This window comes from Paraburkholderia sp., from assembly GCF_004298475.1.
GTDB classification, from domain to species: domain Bacteria; phylum Pseudomonadota; class Gammaproteobacteria; order Burkholderiales; family Burkholderiaceae; genus Paraburkholderia; species Paraburkholderia denitrificans.
On the sequence record NZ_SCRP01000009.1, the window covers coordinates 98,543 to 114,106 of the forward strand.

Consider the following 15,564-nt stretch of genomic DNA (forward strand, 5'->3'; position numbering starts at 1 on the left):
CTCAGAGGTGAGCGTGCCCGGCGAGGCCGAGCACGAGGCTGCAATTCGTGCCGCCGAAGCCGAACGAGTTGCTGAGCACGACGCCCACGCGCGCAGCGCGGCTCGTCAACACGTAGTCGAGCGGCGCAAGCATCGGATCGACCTGGGTGGTGTTGATGCCGGCGGGCAGCCGCTGATCGCGCAAGGCGAGCGCCGAAAGCACCGCTTCGAGCGCACCCGCCGCGCCGAGCGTATGGCCGGTCGCGCCCTTGGTGGAGCTGCACGGCGTGCCGTCGAACAGCGCGGTGACGGCGCGGCTTTCGGCAGCGTCGTTGCTCGGCGTGGCCGTGCCGTGCAGGTTGATGTAGTCGATGGCGTTCGCGTCGAGGCCCGCCGACGCCAGCGCCTGTTCGATCGCCATGCGCGCGCCCAGCCCTTGCGGATGCGGCGACGACATGTGATGCGCGTCGCTCGACTCGCCAACGCCGAGCAGCAGGATGGCGTCGTCGGCGAGCGGCGCATCGCTCGTGCGTTCGAGCAGCGCGAATGCCGCCGCTTCGCCGATCGAAATGCCGTCGCGTGCGGTGTCGAATGGCCGGCACGGCTGCCGCGAGAGCAGTTCGAGCGAATTGAATCCGTACAGCGTGGTCAGGCACAGGGAATCGACGCCGCCGACGACGGCTGCATCGATCAGACCGGCTTCGATCATCCGGCGCGCCGCCGCGAAGACCTTCGCGCCCGACGAACAAGCGGTCGAAATGGCCATCGCAGGGCCGCGCAGCCCGAAATACGCGCGCACGAAAGCGGCTGCCGAGTACGTGTTGTGCGTCCCGGCATAGTGAAAGCTGGCGGGCAGCGCGCCCGTTGCCGGGTCGCGCCGCTGGTAGGCGCGTTCCGTTTCCAGGATGCCTGACGTGCTCGTGCCGATGAACACGCCGATGCGCCCGACGCCATGACGCGCGACGGCGCGCTCGACGCGGCCCGCGAAATCATCCTGGGTGAGACCGATCTGCGCGAGGCGGTTGTTGCGGCACTCGAAGTCGGCGAGATCGGCGCGAACCGGTTGTGCATCGACGTCCGCAACCGCGCCGACCCAGGTGTCGAGATTGACGTCCTCGAAGTCGCAGCGCGCGAGGCCGCCGTGCCCGGCGCGCAGCGCGGCGAGGGTGGCGTCGAGGCCCCGTCCGAGGCAGCTCGTGGCTGTGAAGTGCGTGAGCAGGAGCGGTTTCAACGTCGTCGATTCCCGTGGCTGGTGTGAGGCGTCGGGCACCCGGTCGTGCGGGTGCCGTCGCTTTGAATATTAGCAAGCCGGTCTGGCGCGACGCGTGTTCCGGCGGGGCTGGCCGGTTGCGCAGCGAGCGTGGCGGACGTGAGTGCGGCGCGCAGCGTCGTGCACTGCAAGCCCGCTGCAGCGGCGGCTTCGAGCACCGCGGGCAGCACGCCGAGCACCACCGGTTCGCCGCGCGCGTCGCGCGCTGCGTTGCCGTCGTGGAGGAGCAGGATGTCGCGCGGCGCGAGTCCGCGCAGCAGGCGTTCGGTCACGACGGCGGGCTCGCGTGTGCGGGTATCGAAGCCGCGCCGGGTCCAGCTCGCCAGCGTAAGACCGAGTTCGCACAGCACCGGCTCGAGGAACGGATTGCGCAGTCCCGCCGGAGCGCGAAAGAACAGCGGACGGACTCCGCTGATTTCGGCCAGCGTATTCTGCGCGGCCTGGATTTCGCGCCGCAGCGCGCCGGGGCCGAGCAGCGAGAAATGGTGACGGTGCTGCTGGCTGTGGTTTTCCACGGCGTGGCCGCGCGCGACGATCGCTTCGATCCACTGCGGGTAGCGGCGCGCCGCGTCGCCGATGCAGAAGAACGTCGCCTGTGCGCCATGGCGGTCGAGCAGATCCAGCACGCGGGGTGTCACGTCGGGATGCGGGCCGTCATCGATGGTGAGCGCGATCTGGCCGGCGGCGTGTTCGGGCAGCACGGTCCAGTTCGGTCCCAGCAACGCGCTGCGCGGCCACAGTCCCGCCGCAACCAGCACGAGATGCGATGCAATCACACTGCCCGCCGCCCACGGCCACGTTGCCGGGACGAATGCCACGGCTGCCGCTGCGCCGACGTGCAGCGCCGACGCGCCCGCGATCAGCGGCGTGGGCCGCCAGCGCCGCGCGATACCGGGCGTTGTTGCGGCGACGGCGGCTTCAGTCGGCGACGGGTTGTTCATGTTGCCTCTCCGTTGCGGCCTGCCTTTTGCACTGCGGTTTGTCTGGCGGTTTGCCCGGCCGTCGGCGCGAGAATCGCCGAGAACAGCAGCGCGAGGATCGCGCCGGGGCCGACGGTCAGCCCGAAGCTCGCGAGCATCGGCACGTGGGACAGCGACAGCAGCCCGAAGCCCGCCACCGTGGCGAGATTCGCGATCAGCAAAGAGACGAGCGTTTGCGGCGCGATCGTCGGCGCGCCATCGGCTGCCTGGGCGGGCTTGTTGAAGAACAGTGCGTAGTTCGAACCGACGGCGACGATCAGCAACATGCCGATCAGGTGCAGCAGCGTCAACGGCGTGCCCGCGAGCGTGAGGCCGGCGCTCACGACCAGCGCGGCGGCGACGAGCGGCGCCAGCGTCCGGGCGACACGCTGCGGCGAACGCAGCGCGACCAGCAGCAGGGCCGCGATGGCCACGAAGCCCGCGAGAGCGAGACGCCGGTCTTCGCGCAGGTAGTTGACATACAGGCGGTCGGCTTCGGCTTTCAGGTCGACGAACAGCGCTCCAGGCACCCCGGCGCTCGCGACGGCGGCGCGAATCCGCGCGGCGTCGAGGCTCGGCTGTTGCGCGGCGTTCGCGACATCAGCAGCGTTCGCGCCCGTTGGCGCGGGCGTGCGCAGCGAAAGCATCGCGTTCCAGTGCCCGTCGCGCTCGCTCAAGAGGGCATCGACGGCGAGCGCCATCGAGGTGCCTTGCAGATCGGCGCGGCGCAACAGCGGTTGCTGGCGCGCGCGGCTCACGTCGGCGATGAATGGCGCGAACAGATCCGGTTTCACGTCGATCGTCTGGTTCGCGACAGCCGTGCGCATGCGTTCGGTCAGCACGTCGGCTTCCGGCAGGCTGGCCTGGCGCGCGCGCTGCGCTGCGTCGCTCGGCAGGAAGCGCGCGGGGCTTTCAAAGCCCGCGAGCACACCGGCATCGACCAGCGGCTGCAACTGCGCCGACACTTTCTCCGCGCCTTCGAGCACGGCCTGTTCGCTCGCACCGGGGATCACGACCAGAAAACGCACATCGGGCGCGCCGACGTCGGCGCGCAGACTCGTATCGAGCGCCAGGCTCTGCGCGGGCACCGGGCTCAGCGCGGCGAGTTCGTGGCTCCACAGGCTGCCGCGATGCATCGCGAGCACCGCGATGGCCGCCACGAGCAGCGCGCCGAACGGCCAGCGCAGCCGCGGCGCGAACCGCAATGCGCGCGCGAGCACCGCGCCTGCGCGCGACGTGTCGCGCACGGCGCGGCGGTGGCTGCCGAGCGACGGCAGCACAAAACGCGTGACGACCGCCGCCGCCGTCAGCCCGGCGAGCGAATAAAGCCCGAGCTGGACAAGGCCGGGAAAGCCGGAGAACAGCATCGAGGCGAAGCCGCAAATCGAGGTCAGCACGCCGAGCCGGATGGTGGGCCAGTAGCGTTCGATCCATACGCGCGTCGAAGCCGCCCCGGCGACATTCGAGGACTGCACGAACAGATAGAACGAGTAATCGACCGCCTCGCCGATCAGCGTGGTGCCGAAGCCGAGCGTCAAGCCGTGCACGGTGCCGAACGCGAGGCTCACCGCCGCGAGCCCGGCCGCGATGCCGGACAGCACCGGCAGCAGCCCGAGCGCGAGCGTAAGCGGCGAGCGGTAGACGGTCAGCAGCAGCGCGACCACCAGCACGAGGCTCATCGACGACAGATGCTCGACGTCATGCCGGATCGCGTCGCGCGTCTGGACCGAGAACACGCCGGGGCCCGTCATCAGCAGCCGGTATTCAGACGCATCCGGCTGCGCTCGCGTCGCCGCCTCGAACGCATGCTGCACGGCGGCTATCGCACGGGCCTGCGCATCGGTGTCCGAACCGGCGCTCGCCGTCTGCACGACGAGCACGGCGCGCTGCCCGTCGCGCGATGCCCACACGCCGTGGCTCGACGCGGGCAGCGCGCCGCTGTCGAGCTGGCTCACGAGCGCGGCGACTTCACCGGTGGGATCGTGCGGCAGCAACGCCTTCTCGACGAGCCCCGCCGACGACGCGAGCAGCTCGAGGCTCTCGCCGAGCGCGTCGTGCAGTCCGGCGGCGGAAAAGCGTGCGGGCGTGACCGCCGGGCTCAGCAGGTAGCGGTGATCGAAGATGAACTGCTGATCGCGCGCGTTGCTCACGGGCTCGCCGTTGTTGACCGACACGAACTGCGGATCGTGGCGCAGCGCGGCTGCCAGCTGGCGTGACAGCGTTGCGCGCGCGGCGCTGGCGGCGCTGTCATTCGGTGCGCCGCCAACGATCGCCACGAGGATCAGCCGCGAGGGCAAGCCGTCGCGCAACTGATCGACCAGCACCTGCTGGCGGGCATCCGGCGAGCGCGGCAGGAATGCGGACAAGTCCGCCGTGAAGCGCGCGTGAGCGATGGCGATGCCGCACGCGGCGAGGCACAGCAGCCACAGCAGCACGGCGCGCCGCTCCAGCAACGCTCGCAGGCGTCGATGCGCGGTGAGACGTGGCGGGCTCTGCAGCATCATGATTGGCGAACCTGAGCGGGGACCGGGCCGGTCTTAACGGGCACGGGCCGATGCGTCTCGCAGACGCATCACCGAATGGTCGCCGTCGGCCTGCCGGATCGTCACCGACTGCAACTGGTCGCGCGTGCCGTCGAGCGTGATCGTGCTGACGACCTTCAGCATGCGTGCGTCGAGCGGCGTGAGCGTCAGCGTCCAGCCATCGCCCTGGCCCGCAATCGCAACCTTGTACAGCTGTTCGAGCGTGTAGCGATTGCCGTCGAGCGTCGCGCGGATGCTCTCGATGAACGCGGCCACCTCCGGATATTGATCGAGCGCCAGCGTGTAGCGATGGCCGCCGCGCGCGACGGTCACGCGGTTGCCCTCGACCACAAGATCTTCGGGCGTCGGGCTGAGGGTGCGCTTTTCCAGATGATCCGGCGCGGCGAACATCAGCTCGCCCGACGATTCCACCGGACGCGATGCAATCGACAGGTACTTGGTCTCGGTGAACGTCGCGTGTCCCGAGCGGTTTTGCGCGAGCGTGGCCATCAGCCGGTCGAGCGTCCAGGCGTTAGGGGCGTTAGATGCGTCCGGGGCGTTGGCCGGGGCCGCCGCGACGGCCCCGCACGGGAGGGCGAGCGAGACGGCGGCGGCAACGGCCGACAGCGCAACCGCAGCGGTGGCAAAGCGCGCGCGCACGGGGAGAGGGCGTTGCATCGGCGTCATGTGTCGGAGGTCACGCGTGGCATGACGGTTCGCGTGCGCGGGGCTTCGCGCGTGATTTCGCGGGTGACTTCATCATGGCGGCGTGCGTCGGCCTCCTGCCAGAAATCGAAGAAGTTGAACCAGTTATAGGGCGCGGCGACGCAGCACTGCTCGACCAGCGCGACATAGCGCGCAAGGGCCGCCTGCACCTCGGCCGCGCGACGCTCGCGCGGCACGTCCGTGAAATCGGCGAGCGGCTCGAAGTGGATGTCGTAGCGATTGTCGTCGCGGTACAGCGCGGTCATGAAGATCACCGGGCGCCTGAGCATGGCCGCCATGTGCAGCGGCCCGACCGGGAAGGCGGCCGGGGCGCCGAGAAAAGGCATCGTCTGCGTCGACGAGCCGCCGTCGCGCAGCAGCGAGCGGTCCGCGAGTATGCCGACCATCGTGTTGGAGTCGAGCGCCTCGCTCACCTTCAGCATCGCGTCGACGCGCCCGAGGCCGATCACCTCCGGCCTCGCCTCGGGATTCACTGTCGCGAGGATCGCGTTGATGTTGCGCGCGTTGTCTTCGTACATCGTGACGGCGACGCGCAGGTCCGGCTGCGTGCGGCCGACCGCGCGGATCGCTTCGAAGCTGCCGAGATGCGCGCCGACCAGGAACGCGCCGCGTCCGCCAACGAGTGCGTCAACGACGTGCGTTTCGCCGCGCACGCGGATGTCGAACAGGTCGAAACGGTCGTTCAGCAGATAGACGCGGTCGTGAATCGTCGATGCGAACGTGAACACGTGCCGGTACACATCGCGCCATGTTGCCGGGCGGCCGAGCGCGCGGCGCAGATAACAGCGCGACGCCTTGCGCGACGGCGGCGAGAACAGGAAGAAATACGCGGCGATTGCGTGCAGCACGAGGCGGCCGGCACGCCGCCCGAAGCGCAGCGAGAGCCACGTCATCACGCGCAGCAGCGTGAGATTGCTGCGCTCCTTGTGTTGGGCCCATCCGTTGAGCTTCATGCGCGTGCCGCTCCGTGGGCCTGGGTTGCGTCCGGCACGTTCGGCGCGTCCGGCGCGTTCGGCGCGGACAGCACGCCGCTTGCGACCTCGCGCTGACCGGCGCTCACCGTGAAGCGGATCGCGCCGCTCGCGGTGCTTTCGAACCCGACATCGAGCGTTTCGTCCGGCGCCGCCGGGCTCAGGAACTTTGCCGAGTTGATGCGGCACCGGTCGAACGAGCGGTTCAATGCCGCGCCGATCGCCATGAGCGCGTGATCGAGCAACACCACGCCGGGGACGATCGGTTGTCCGGGGAAGTGGCCGGGCAAGGCCGGATGGCCGGCGGGAATCGTGAACGTGAGCGGCGCGGTGTGCGCGGTGTTACAGGCCGCGTGTCGCTGCGGCGGCGCTGTTTCGGGTTGTGCCTCGTTCGGGCGCTGTGCGACGAGCATTGCAAGCACGTTACGCGGCAGCTTGCCGGTCGCGTTGCGCGGCAGCGCGTCGACGAACCGCAGCGGGCGCGGCATGAACGCCGCATCGATGCGCTCGCGCAGCGCGTGCAGCAGATCGGCGGCGCTCAGTTGCGGGGCGACGACCAGCGCGGCCAGGCGCGCGACCGGTCCGCCGCACGCGGGGATGTCAGCGCAGTTGCCCGCGTGATCGCCCGACTTCGCCGCAGCGTCGGCAGCCGCGCCGGCTTGCGACGGCGCTTCGTCCGGCATGTAGAACACGCCGTCCTCGACGCCGGGGATCGCGTTCAGTTGATAGTTCAGGTACGCGAGCGAGGTCCGCTTGCCCGCGATATTCACGAGGTCGGTCTTGCGACCGTGCAACAGGAAATGGCTGTCGTCCAGCAATTCGATGGCATCGCCCATCGGCACCGGTTCTTCGATGTGGCCGCCCGACGCCCAGGCGCACGGGCCGCCGTCGTTGCACGCTTCATTGCCAACTTCGTCGCTCGCGCTGTCGTCCTGCCCGTCACCGTGTGCCTGCGGACTCGTGTCGAGGCGCACGCCCGCCAGCAGGTGCCATGGATCGCCCTGCGCGGTCCGGCGCGTGGCGATCTGGCCGGTTTCCGTGCTGCCGTAGATCTCGATCAGCGGTGCGGCGAGCCGCGCCTCGGCCTCGCGGGCGAGCGTCGGCGGGAGCGGCGCCGTGGCCGAGAGCACCAGCGACGCGCCCGGCAGCGCCCGGTCGGCGGCGAGCAGCGCGCGCAGATGAACGGGCGTCGTCACCAGCACGCGCGGCGCGGGCACCGCTTCGAGTTCGGCGCGCACGTCGGCCGGGTAGAACGGCTGGCGATTGCTGAACGCGAGGCCGCCGATCAGCGCGAGCAGCACCGTCGATTCGAAGCCGTACATGTGCTGCGCGGGCACCGTGCCGATCAGCGTGTGCTTTCCGGCATCCGGACCGGTCGCCAGGCCGAGCCGTTCGGCTGCGGCCCGCACGCAGCGCACGAGCAATCCCCACGTCTTGCGATGGGGCACCGGCGTACCGGTCGAGCCCGACGTGAAGACGTAGGCGACGACCTGCGCCGCGTCGATCTGCGGCACGGCGATGTCGTCGTGCGCATCGGACGCGCCAGGCTCCGGAAACCGGAAGCGCGGCAAGTCGATCGTGCAGTCGGCGGCATCGTGCAGGCAGAACGTATCCGGGGCGAACGTCGCCAGCTGGCGCACCATTTCCGGCGTTTGCGTCGACGGCAGCAGGCTGATCCTGCCGGCTACGAGCGCCGCGCACAGGCCGACCGCGAACCGGTAGCGGTCGACGCAGACATTGAACACGTGGCCGCCGGGCGGGAGCGCGGCGGCGAGGCGGGCGACATCCGCGAGGAACGTGCGCACGGATACCGGCGCGCCATCGCGCCAGGCGATTGTCCGGCCAGGCGCCGGGTGAAATAGCAGCGGATAACTCGACATGACGTCAGCAGAAACGGTTGCGGGAGGGCGCGGCGACATCATGGCGCCCGGCCCGCGCGTAGCGCCATCGTCCGCCGATATGCCCTGACAGCATCCAGCATGCCCGCGCGGCGTGTGTCCGGCAGCGCGAAGCGGCGCCAGACATGCTCGGCCACGAACATGACGCCGACGAGCGGCAACGCGAAGTAATTGGCGAACGTCGACCATTCGACGATTGGCGCCGTCGCAAACAGCACCGTCGAAATCGCGGCGATCACGACGAAAAAGAGCGTCCACGCCACGGTGATCTGTCGCGTATAGCGCTTGACGGGCGGCGTGAGCGAGCCGTCCATCATCGCGGCAAACTGCGTGCACAGCGGCTCGCGGCCGGGCAGCAGCGTGCTGCCGAACACCAGCGCGAGCGCCAGGTTGAAACCGGCGTGCTCCAGATAAAGGCCCCACGCGAAGTGCTGCGCGAGCGGCTCGCGCGCGAACCACAGCGCGGCGCAGGCCAGTGCCCACAGCGGCAGCAGCCAGCCTCGCCGCTTCGAGCGCGCCGCAGCCGAGAACGCGATCACGAACAGCGGCGCAAGCACGAGCGCGAGCCCGAAGCCGTGTTCGCCCGGCGTGGCGGCCGCATGGTGCGCGCCGGCCTCGTAGACCAGCAATCCGGCGAACGCGGCCCCGCCGCGCGCGATGGGCTTCAGCGCGCGCACCGGGTTGCCTCGGCGCGCGTCGGCGCCGGCCGCACGGCGTCCTTCCGGCCGCAGTGCGACGGGCTGCGGCAGAGGGAAGGGCTTGCCAGTAGAAAAACGGATAAATTGTGCTGCATGTCTGGAAACGTCAGGGCAGGACGTCGAAACCGGTTCGAATCGGTTGGTATGGGTTAGACCGATCCGCGAGACGTCGGGTCAAACCATCGAACCATACGAAAGGCTTTCGGCGGGGGTTGGCCGGTGCGTATCAGCGGCCACATTTTAGAGTGCCGCGAGGGGGGGAGACTACCGGGCGGGCACGGATTTTGTAACGTTTTGTATGGGATATCGCCCGAAAGACAGCGGGGCCGCCTGCCGGAGGAGCCCGTATTGGCTGCCATTGGATGAGGCGTTCCGTACATCTGCGCCAGAACATCCGGCGCGGGAAAGAATCGAACTGTCTGTAACCATTCGCGCTATACGGGCCATATCCCTTCGGCTAGAATGCACGCAAATTTAGCGTTCCCAAAATATACTATTCAAGTGGGGGCTGAATGCCGGGTTAGCTGCGCAGCCCACGCGCCCTCGCACAAAATTCCCGTCTGCAAGCATCATGAATGAACTGGAAAAGGAACTCGCTACGTTAATGATCAGCGAGCTGAACCTGGAGGACATCCAGCCGGAAACCGTATCGGCCGACACGCCGCTGTACGGCGACGGTTTCGGACTCGACTCCATCGACATTCTGGAAATTGCGCTGCTGATTTCGAAGAAATATGGCTTCGAATTGCGTTCAGATAATCCGGATAACGAAAAGATTTTTGCGACGCTCGGCGCATTGAGCGCGTATATCGCCGCGCATCGCACGCGCTGAGCACACTGCACGTCGTTCACACGGGGAGCACCTCAAATGGGAGTGATGAGTCGATGCGCGCGCTCGTGACGGGTGGCAGCGGCGCGCTGGGGCAGGCCATCGGCGAGGCGCTCGCCCAGGCCGGCCATGAGGTCTGGCTCCACGCGAACCGCAATCTCGCCCAGGCCGAAGCGTGCGCGCAGCGCATCGCCGCGTCGGGCGGCATCGCCCATGCGATTGCATTCGACGTGACCGACGCCGATGCGGCGCAAGCCGCGCTCGCGCAACTGGCCGACGAGGCGCCGGTGCAGATCCTCGTCAATAACGCGGGCATTCACGACGACGCCCCGATGGCCGGGATGACGCAACAGCAGTGGCGTCGCGTGATCGATGTCTCGCTCAACGGTTTTTTCAACGTCACGCAGCCGCTGTTGCTGCCGATGATCCGCACGCGCTGGGGGCGCATCGTCAATATTGCGTCGGTGGCGGGCGTGATGGGCAATCGCGGCCAGACGAACTACGCAGCCGCGAAAGCCGGCCTGATCGGCGCGACGAAGTCGCTTGCGCTCGAACTGGCGTCGCGCGGCATCACGGTGAATGCCGTTGCGCCCGGCATCGTCGCTTCGCCGATGGCCGCGCAGGCCTTTCCGTCCGAGCGCATCAAGCAACTGGTTCCGGCGCAGCGCGCGGGCCAGCCAGAAGAAGTCGCGGCGATGGTCGCCTATCTGGTGTCCGATGCTGCCGCCTATGTCACGGGCCAGGTTCTGCAGATCAACGGCGGTCTCGCATGACTCGTCGCGCGGGTGATTCCATGGCGGGCGCCGATGTTTCATCCACTCACCTTGTTCTCATTCCCAGTTACAACCCTGGAATGAAAGTGGACGAAACGGTGCGCATGGCGCGCGACCAGTGGAACCCGGTCTGGGTGATCGTGGACGGCAGCACCGACGGCAGCGCCGGGCGTCTTGCGGCGATGGCCGAACGCGATCCGGGGCTGCGCGTCGTCGTGCTGCCGCGCAATCGGGGCAAGGGCGCTGCCGTGCTGGCGGGAATCGACGCCGCCGCCGCGCTCGGCTTCACACACGCGCTCGTGATGGACTCCGACGGTCAGCATCCCGCCAATTTGATTCCCGCGTTCATGGCGGCATCGAAGGCCGACCCCGATGCGATGGTGCTCGGCAGGCCGCAGTTCGATGAGAGCGCGCCGCGCGTGCGCGTGCAGGGGCGGCGTCTTTCGAACCTGTGGGCGAACGTCGAGACGTTATGGGCGGGCATCGGCGATTCGCTGTATGGCTTTCGCGTCTACCCGATCGCGCCGCTGGCGACGATCATGCATCAACACAGATGGATGCGCCGTTTCGATTTCGACCCGGAAGTTGCCGTGCGACTGTGCTGGCGCGGCGTCCGCCCGATCAACATCGACGCCCCGGTGCGCTATTACGCGGCACACGAAGGCGGCGTGTCGCATTTCAATTACGTCCGCGACAACGTGCTGTTGACGTGGATGCATCTGCGGCTCGTTGCCGGGTTTCTGTTGCGGCTGCCGTTGCTTATCGTGCGCCGGTTCATACGCGGCGTGTAATTTGCGCTGCGCGCGATGACCTGTCCACATGCCGCGTCGCAATTGAGCCCCTGTGGCCGAACCAGAAAGCTATCTTCTTCGGACATTCCTCGTTTTGCTGCTGTGCGCGATGCTGCCCATGAGCGGGCTGGCAGCCACCGGGCTGGCGGGACAATCTCCGATGCAGGAGTCGATGCCGATGCACGATCACGGCGCCAGCCCGGCCGCCATGGCCGGTTGCGACATGATGATGAAGTCGTCGAAGGCGGGCAAGGCGAAGCACGCCGTTTGCAGCGCCATGGCCCAGTGCCAGTTCGCCAGCATCTTCTACCCGCCTGTGCGGCCAACCGTCATGCATCCCATGCCTGCCGGCAATCAGGCCGTCTTCCACTACGTAGCGTCGCTTTCCGTCCGTGAGCCGGGCGGCTTCTGGCGTCCTCCTCGATCCATCTGATCCCAACCTGACTGGTTCGCCGCGCTCGCGGCGAGGTCGTCCTGTATCCAGGACGTGGATCGGCCATGGCGCGGGTTCGGAAGTCATGCAGCGCATCGCCGCGCCGATGGTGGGCGGTATGGTCACGGCACCGCTTCTCTCGATGTTCGTCATTCCCGCCGCGTGGCTCCTGTTGCAGCGCCGTCGCGTAAGACAAAGACACGATGCACAGTCACTTGATGCCGTTCCTTCCGGCACAGAAGTGCCCATTACCGAACCCGGAGAGATTCAATGAAGAACATGCTTGTTGCTGTCGCAACGCTTGCAGCTGCGTTTGCAGCCACTGCGGCGGCCCCTGCTTCGCGGCTGATGCCATGGCAGGCATGAACATGTCGGCGAAGTCTTCCGCGACGCACCCGGCGATGAACAACGCGCTGGCTAACGCCGAAGTCAGGAAGGTGAATGTCGCGAACGGAATGATCACCTTGAAACACGGCGCGCTGGAAAACATCGGCATGCCGCCGATGATCATGGCCTATAAGGCGAAGGACGCCGACATGGTCAAACGGGTTCATGAAGGCGATAAGGTCAAGGTGCGCATCGAAAACATCGACGGCACGCCGACCATCGTGAAACTGGAAAAGCAGTCTTGACGAGTTGTTGATACGGTGGCCGCAGGGCAGTCGCAGTGGATCGTTATGGCAACGTGCGCTATCGGTTCTCGCTCGCCTGACCGGGCGTCCCGGACCCTTGTCGCGGCCAGTCGACGAATGCGAGCACCCAGAGCCCCAGCAGGTTCAGCATCGGAACGAGCGCGAGAATTGCCCAGAGCGGGGAAAGACCGATTCGCGTGAGGATCCGCCCAATGGGGTAAAGCAGCACCACAGCCATGATCACAAAGACGAGCCAATGTGCGGCTCCGTATCCGGCCATACCGTTCCACTGATACATCACGATGCACCTCCTCGTTGTGATTGCGATCTTTGCTGATAACGGAACACAGTATGGGGCAGCCCCAATCGCTTCGGATGTCGAACAGGGTATGTTTACTATCTACGATGCTAGCACTGCTGGATTCTTCCGCGGCATCTGCGGCGACCCGTCGCAGAGGACCGCGGCGTGACCGCAGGATCGATGCGCAACCTTGGCCTGGGCATCCGCACCGCATACCGTTCCCGTGACAACGCCCGATCAATGCCAACAGATCATGCTCTATACGTGCAGGTCTATGATGTAAGCCGCGTTTTCCAGAACGACAGCCCCATTGTCGACATTCCCGCTGGGGGAAGATCAAGCGCAATCTGCGGTTGGCTTCTTTATGCCCGGCGTCAGCGGCCGATGAGAATGACAACCCGGTCGCTTGAGTTCGCGCGAAAATTCGAATTGTGCAGCAAATTGGAAAGTGGTACCTGCGCAGATGGCAAAGGAGTATCACGATGAGCGGTCAACGTAGCGAAGACAGGTCATCTCAACAACGGATTCCCGGGCACTCATCCTCCGTCACGCATCTTGTGCACGACATGGATGAGCACCATGCGGGCGCCGGGCACGAGCACCACGGACATGCCCATCACGATGAAGATCACTCCGCGCCCGCCGAGCCTTGGCCACCTGTACCGGAAGGCACCATCTACACGTGTCCGATGCACCCGGAGATACGCCAGGACCATCCTGGCCAGTGTCCCAGGTGCGGCATGACTCTGGAGCCGGTTCTACCCGGCATCGATGAAGGCGAGAATCCGGAGCTGGCCGATTTTCGGCGGCGCTTCTGGTGGACGCTGCCGCTCACTGCGGTTGTCTTCGTACTGGCGATGTTCGGCCATGGCCTCGAACTGATGTCCACGTCGGCCGGGAACTGGATTGAGTTCGTCCTTGCCACGCCCGTTACGTTATGGGCCGGCTTTCCGTTCTTCAAGCGATGCGTTCGCTCGTTTCTCAACCGCAGTCCGAACATGTGGACGCTCATCGGGCTCGGAACAGGCGCAGCCTATTTCTACAGCGTCGTCGCCACCGTCTTTCCGGGGATATTTCCCGCGACGTACAGCGCTCACGGGCGAGTCGGTGTCTATTTTGAAGCCGCAGCAGTCATCATTTCCCTCACGTTGCTTGGGCAACTACTCGAATTGAAGGCCCGTTCGCAAACGTCCGCCGCCATCAAGGCGCTTCTTGGTCTCGCGCCCAAAACTGCGCGGCGCATCAACGCGGACGGCTCAGAGGAAGATGTTCCGTTGTCCCACGTGCACGTGGGCGAACTTCTTCGAGTGCGGCCGGGCGAGAAAGTCCCCGTGGACGGCGTCGTGACCGAGGGCGCGAGTTCACTCGACGAATCGATGATTACCGGCGAGCCCATTCCCGTGACGAAGCGCGTTGGCGACCATGTGGTGGGCGCGACGATGAATGCGACCGGCAGCCTTGTGATCCGGTCCGAAAAGGTCGGTTCCCAGACCGTGCTCTCGCAAATCATACAAATGGTCGTGCAGGCACAGCGCTCGCGAGCGCCCATGCAGCGGATGGCGGACAAGGTTGCGGGCGTGTTCGTCGTGGCGGTCGTCGGCGTCGCGCTGCTGACGTTCATCGTGTGGGGCCTGCTCGGGCCCGCGCCCAGTTGGGTATTCGGTTTCATCAACGCAGTGGCGGTGCTGATTATCGCGTGCCCTTGTGCGCTCGGACTCGCTACGCCGATGTCCATCATGGTTGCCACTGGCAGAGGCGCGTCAAACGGGGTGCTCTTTCGCGATGCAGCCGCCATTGAAAATCTGCGCAAAGTCGATGTTCTGATTGTCGACAAGACAGGAACACTGACCGAAGGACGTCCGGCCTTCGAGCGGGCAGTGGGGACGAATGGCTACGCCGCTGACGACGTCCTTCGACTTGCGGCGAGTATCGATCAGGGAAGCGAGCATCCGCTTGCTGCGGCGATTGTCGCGGCAGCGCGCGCAAAGAACCTGGCGCTGGAGCGCGCCGAGGACTTCGAATCCGCGACAGGCATCGGCGTGCGAGCGCGTGTTGACGGCCGGAAGGTGGCGTTGGGCAACACGGCCCTGATGCAGACTGATTCCGTTTCTGTCGATCTGCTGGCCACGGAAGCGGACAGCATGCGGTCACAGGGCGCGAGCGTCATGTACCTCGCAGTTGATGGCCGCCTGGCCGGTTTGTTGTCCGTGGCCGACCCGATCAAGGCGACGACGCCCGAAGCCCTCGCGACGTTGAAGGAAAACGGCATTCGTGTCGTGATGGCAACCGGCGACGGTGTGGCGACAGCAAAGGCTGTTGCCGGGAAGCTCGGCGTCGACGAATTCCATGGCGAGGTCAAACCCGCCGACAAACTCGATCTGGTGACGAAGCTTCAGCAAGGCGGGCACGTTGTGGCGATGGCGGGAGACGGCATCAACGACGCGCCGGCGCTTGCAAAGGCCGATGTCGGCGTTGCCATGGGAACCGGCACGGACGTGGCAATGAGCAGCGCGCAGGTGACTCTCGTGAAGGGCGATCTGCGCGGCATCGCGCGTGCGCGGGCGTTGTCGGCGGCAACCGTTGCGAACATGAAGCAGAACCTAGGCTTCGCGTTTGTGTACAACTCGCTCGGCATTCCACTGGCTGCCGGGGTGCTTTACCCGTTCACGGGATTGCTGCTCTCGCCGATGATTGCAGCGCTGGCCATGAGCCTGAGTTCCGCTTCAGTCGTCTCAAATGCGCTCAGGCTGCGTAACGCGCGAATCCAAGTTTGATGTTGCGT

The 15,564-nt window shown here is 66.6% G+C and carries 13 protein-coding genes and 2 pseudogenes; 7 read left to right on the forward strand and 8 right to left on the reverse strand.

Features of this window, described 5'->3' with window-relative positions; genetic code table 11:
• Position 1 precedes the first annotated feature (1 nt).
• From EPN59_RS05130 to EPN59_RS05160, 7 genes are read right to left on the reverse strand one after another with little or no spacing between them, the layout of a single operon-like run.
• Positions 2 to 1,210, reverse strand: coding sequence for a beta-ketoacyl-[acyl-carrier-protein] synthase family protein (locus tag EPN59_RS05130; RefSeq protein ID WP_293033450.1), 1,209 nt, complete (start codon positions 1,208 to 1,210; stop codon positions 2 to 4).
• Positions 1,207 to 2,190, reverse strand: coding sequence for a polysaccharide deacetylase family protein (locus tag EPN59_RS05135; protein WP_293033452.1), 984 nt, complete (start codon positions 2,188 to 2,190; stop codon positions 1,207 to 1,209). Before EPN59_RS05135 ends, EPN59_RS05130 begins: the two co-directional genes overlap by 4 nt.
• On the reverse strand, positions 2,187 to 4,709 hold the full coding sequence (locus tag EPN59_RS05140) for an MMPL family transporter (RefSeq protein ID WP_293033494.1): 2,523 nt from the start codon (positions 4,707 to 4,709) through the stop codon (positions 2,187 to 2,189). Before EPN59_RS05140 ends, EPN59_RS05135 begins: the two co-directional genes overlap by 4 nt.
• Before the next feature lie 36 nt (positions 4,710 to 4,745).
• Positions 4,746 to 5,417 (reverse strand): outer membrane lipoprotein carrier protein LolA, encoded by a 672-nt coding sequence (locus EPN59_RS05145; protein ID WP_293033454.1) that lies wholly within the window; start codon positions 5,415 to 5,417, stop codon positions 4,746 to 4,748.
• Positions 5,414 to 6,409 carry an acyl-CoA synthetase gene (locus tag EPN59_RS05150; RefSeq protein WP_293033456.1) on the reverse strand — a complete coding sequence of 332 codons (996 nt, stop codon included), beginning with the start codon at positions 6,407 to 6,409 and terminating at the stop codon, positions 5,414 to 5,416. Before EPN59_RS05150 ends, EPN59_RS05145 begins: the two co-directional genes overlap by 4 nt.
• The gene (locus EPN59_RS05155) at positions 6,406 to 8,307 is read right to left on the reverse strand and encodes an AMP-binding protein (RefSeq protein ID WP_293033458.1); all 1,902 of its coding nucleotides are present in this window, start codon (positions 8,305 to 8,307) and stop codon (positions 6,406 to 6,408) included. Before EPN59_RS05155 ends, EPN59_RS05150 begins: the two co-directional genes overlap by 4 nt.
• A 38-nt stretch (positions 8,308 to 8,345) precedes the next feature.
• A complete protein-coding gene (locus EPN59_RS05160; RefSeq protein ID WP_293033460.1) occupies positions 8,346 to 9,002 on the reverse strand; it encodes a hypothetical protein in 657 nt (218 codons plus the stop codon).
• 589 nt (positions 9,003 to 9,591) lie between these two features.
• Between EPN59_RS05160 and EPN59_RS05165 the strand changes: the two genes are divergently transcribed.
• The 6 genes and pseudogenes from EPN59_RS05165 (at position 9,592) to EPN59_RS05190 (ending at position 12,481) form a co-directional block, all read left to right on the forward strand.
• Complete coding sequence (locus tag EPN59_RS05165) at positions 9,592 to 9,855, forward strand: phosphopantetheine-binding protein (protein WP_293033496.1); 264 nt, start codon at positions 9,592 to 9,594, stop codon at positions 9,853 to 9,855.
• 53 nt (positions 9,856 to 9,908) lie between these two features.
• A complete protein-coding gene (gene fabG, locus EPN59_RS05170; RefSeq protein ID WP_293033462.1) occupies positions 9,909 to 10,625 on the forward strand; it encodes a 3-oxoacyl-ACP reductase FabG in 717 nt (238 codons plus the stop codon).
• Positions 10,626 to 10,645: 20 nt separating this feature from the next.
• Positions 10,646 to 11,416, forward strand: a complete 771-nt coding sequence (locus tag EPN59_RS05175; protein WP_293033498.1) for a glycosyltransferase family 2 protein — start codon at positions 10,646 to 10,648, stop codon at positions 11,414 to 11,416.
• Between the two features lie 52 nt (positions 11,417 to 11,468).
• Positions 11,469 to 11,849, forward strand: a complete 381-nt coding sequence (locus EPN59_RS05180) for a hypothetical protein (RefSeq protein ID WP_293033464.1) — start codon at positions 11,469 to 11,471, stop codon at positions 11,847 to 11,849.
• A gap of 58 nt (positions 11,850 to 11,907) precedes the next feature.
• Positions 11,908 to 12,123: pseudogene (locus EPN59_RS05185) on the forward strand (hypothetical protein); the annotation flags it as partial.
• Positions 12,120 to 12,481, forward strand: a pseudogene (locus EPN59_RS05190) (copper-binding protein). The pseudogenes EPN59_RS05185 and EPN59_RS05190, both read left to right, overlap by 4 nt.
• A gap of 58 nt (positions 12,482 to 12,539) precedes the next feature.
• Here EPN59_RS05190 and EPN59_RS05195 read toward each other — a convergent pair.
• Positions 12,540 to 12,779, reverse strand: coding sequence for a hypothetical protein (locus EPN59_RS05195; protein ID WP_293033500.1), 240 nt, complete (start codon positions 12,777 to 12,779; stop codon positions 12,540 to 12,542).
• Positions 12,780 to 13,471: 692 nt separating this feature from the next.
• On the opposite strand from EPN59_RS05195, the gene EPN59_RS05200 reads away from it, so the two are divergent.
• Complete coding sequence (locus tag EPN59_RS05200) at positions 13,472 to 15,556, forward strand: copper-translocating P-type ATPase (protein ID WP_363928543.1); 2,085 nt, start codon at positions 13,472 to 13,474, stop codon at positions 15,554 to 15,556.
• Positions 15,557 to 15,564: the final 8 nt, after the last annotated feature.

What these genes read in the sequence shown, in the direction of transcription:
- EPN59_RS05135 (WP_293033452.1), bottom strand. Translation starts at nt 2,190, where the DNA reads ATGAACAACCCGTCGCCGACTGAAGCCGCCGTCGCCGCAACAACGCCC.
- EPN59_RS05140 (WP_293033494.1), bottom strand. Translation starts at nt 4,709, where the DNA reads ATGCTGCAGAGCCCGCCACGTCTCACCGCGCATCGACGCCTGCGAGCG.
- EPN59_RS05145 (WP_293033454.1), bottom strand. Translation starts at nt 5,417, where the DNA reads ATGACGCCGATGCAACGCCCTCTCCCCGTGCGCGCGCGCTTTGCCACC.
- EPN59_RS05150 (WP_293033456.1), bottom strand. Translation starts at nt 6,409, where the DNA reads ATGAAGCTCAACGGATGGGCCCAACACAAGGAGCGCAGCAATCTCACG.
- EPN59_RS05155 (WP_293033458.1), bottom strand. Translation starts at nt 8,307, where the DNA reads ATGTCGAGTTATCCGCTGCTATTTCACCCGGCGCCTGGCCGGACAATC.
- fabG (WP_293033462.1), top strand. Translation starts at nt 9,909, where the DNA reads ATGCGCGCGCTCGTGACGGGTGGCAGCGGCGCGCTGGGGCAGGCCATC.
- EPN59_RS05175 (WP_293033498.1), top strand. Translation starts at nt 10,646, where the DNA reads ATGGCGGGCGCCGATGTTTCATCCACTCACCTTGTTCTCATTCCCAGT.
- EPN59_RS05195 (WP_293033500.1), bottom strand. Translation starts at nt 12,779, where the DNA reads ATGTATCAGTGGAACGGTATGGCCGGATACGGAGCCGCACATTGGCTC.
- EPN59_RS05200 (WP_363928543.1), top strand. Translation starts at nt 13,472, where the DNA reads ATGCACCCGGAGATACGCCAGGACCATCCTGGCCAGTGTCCCAGGTGC.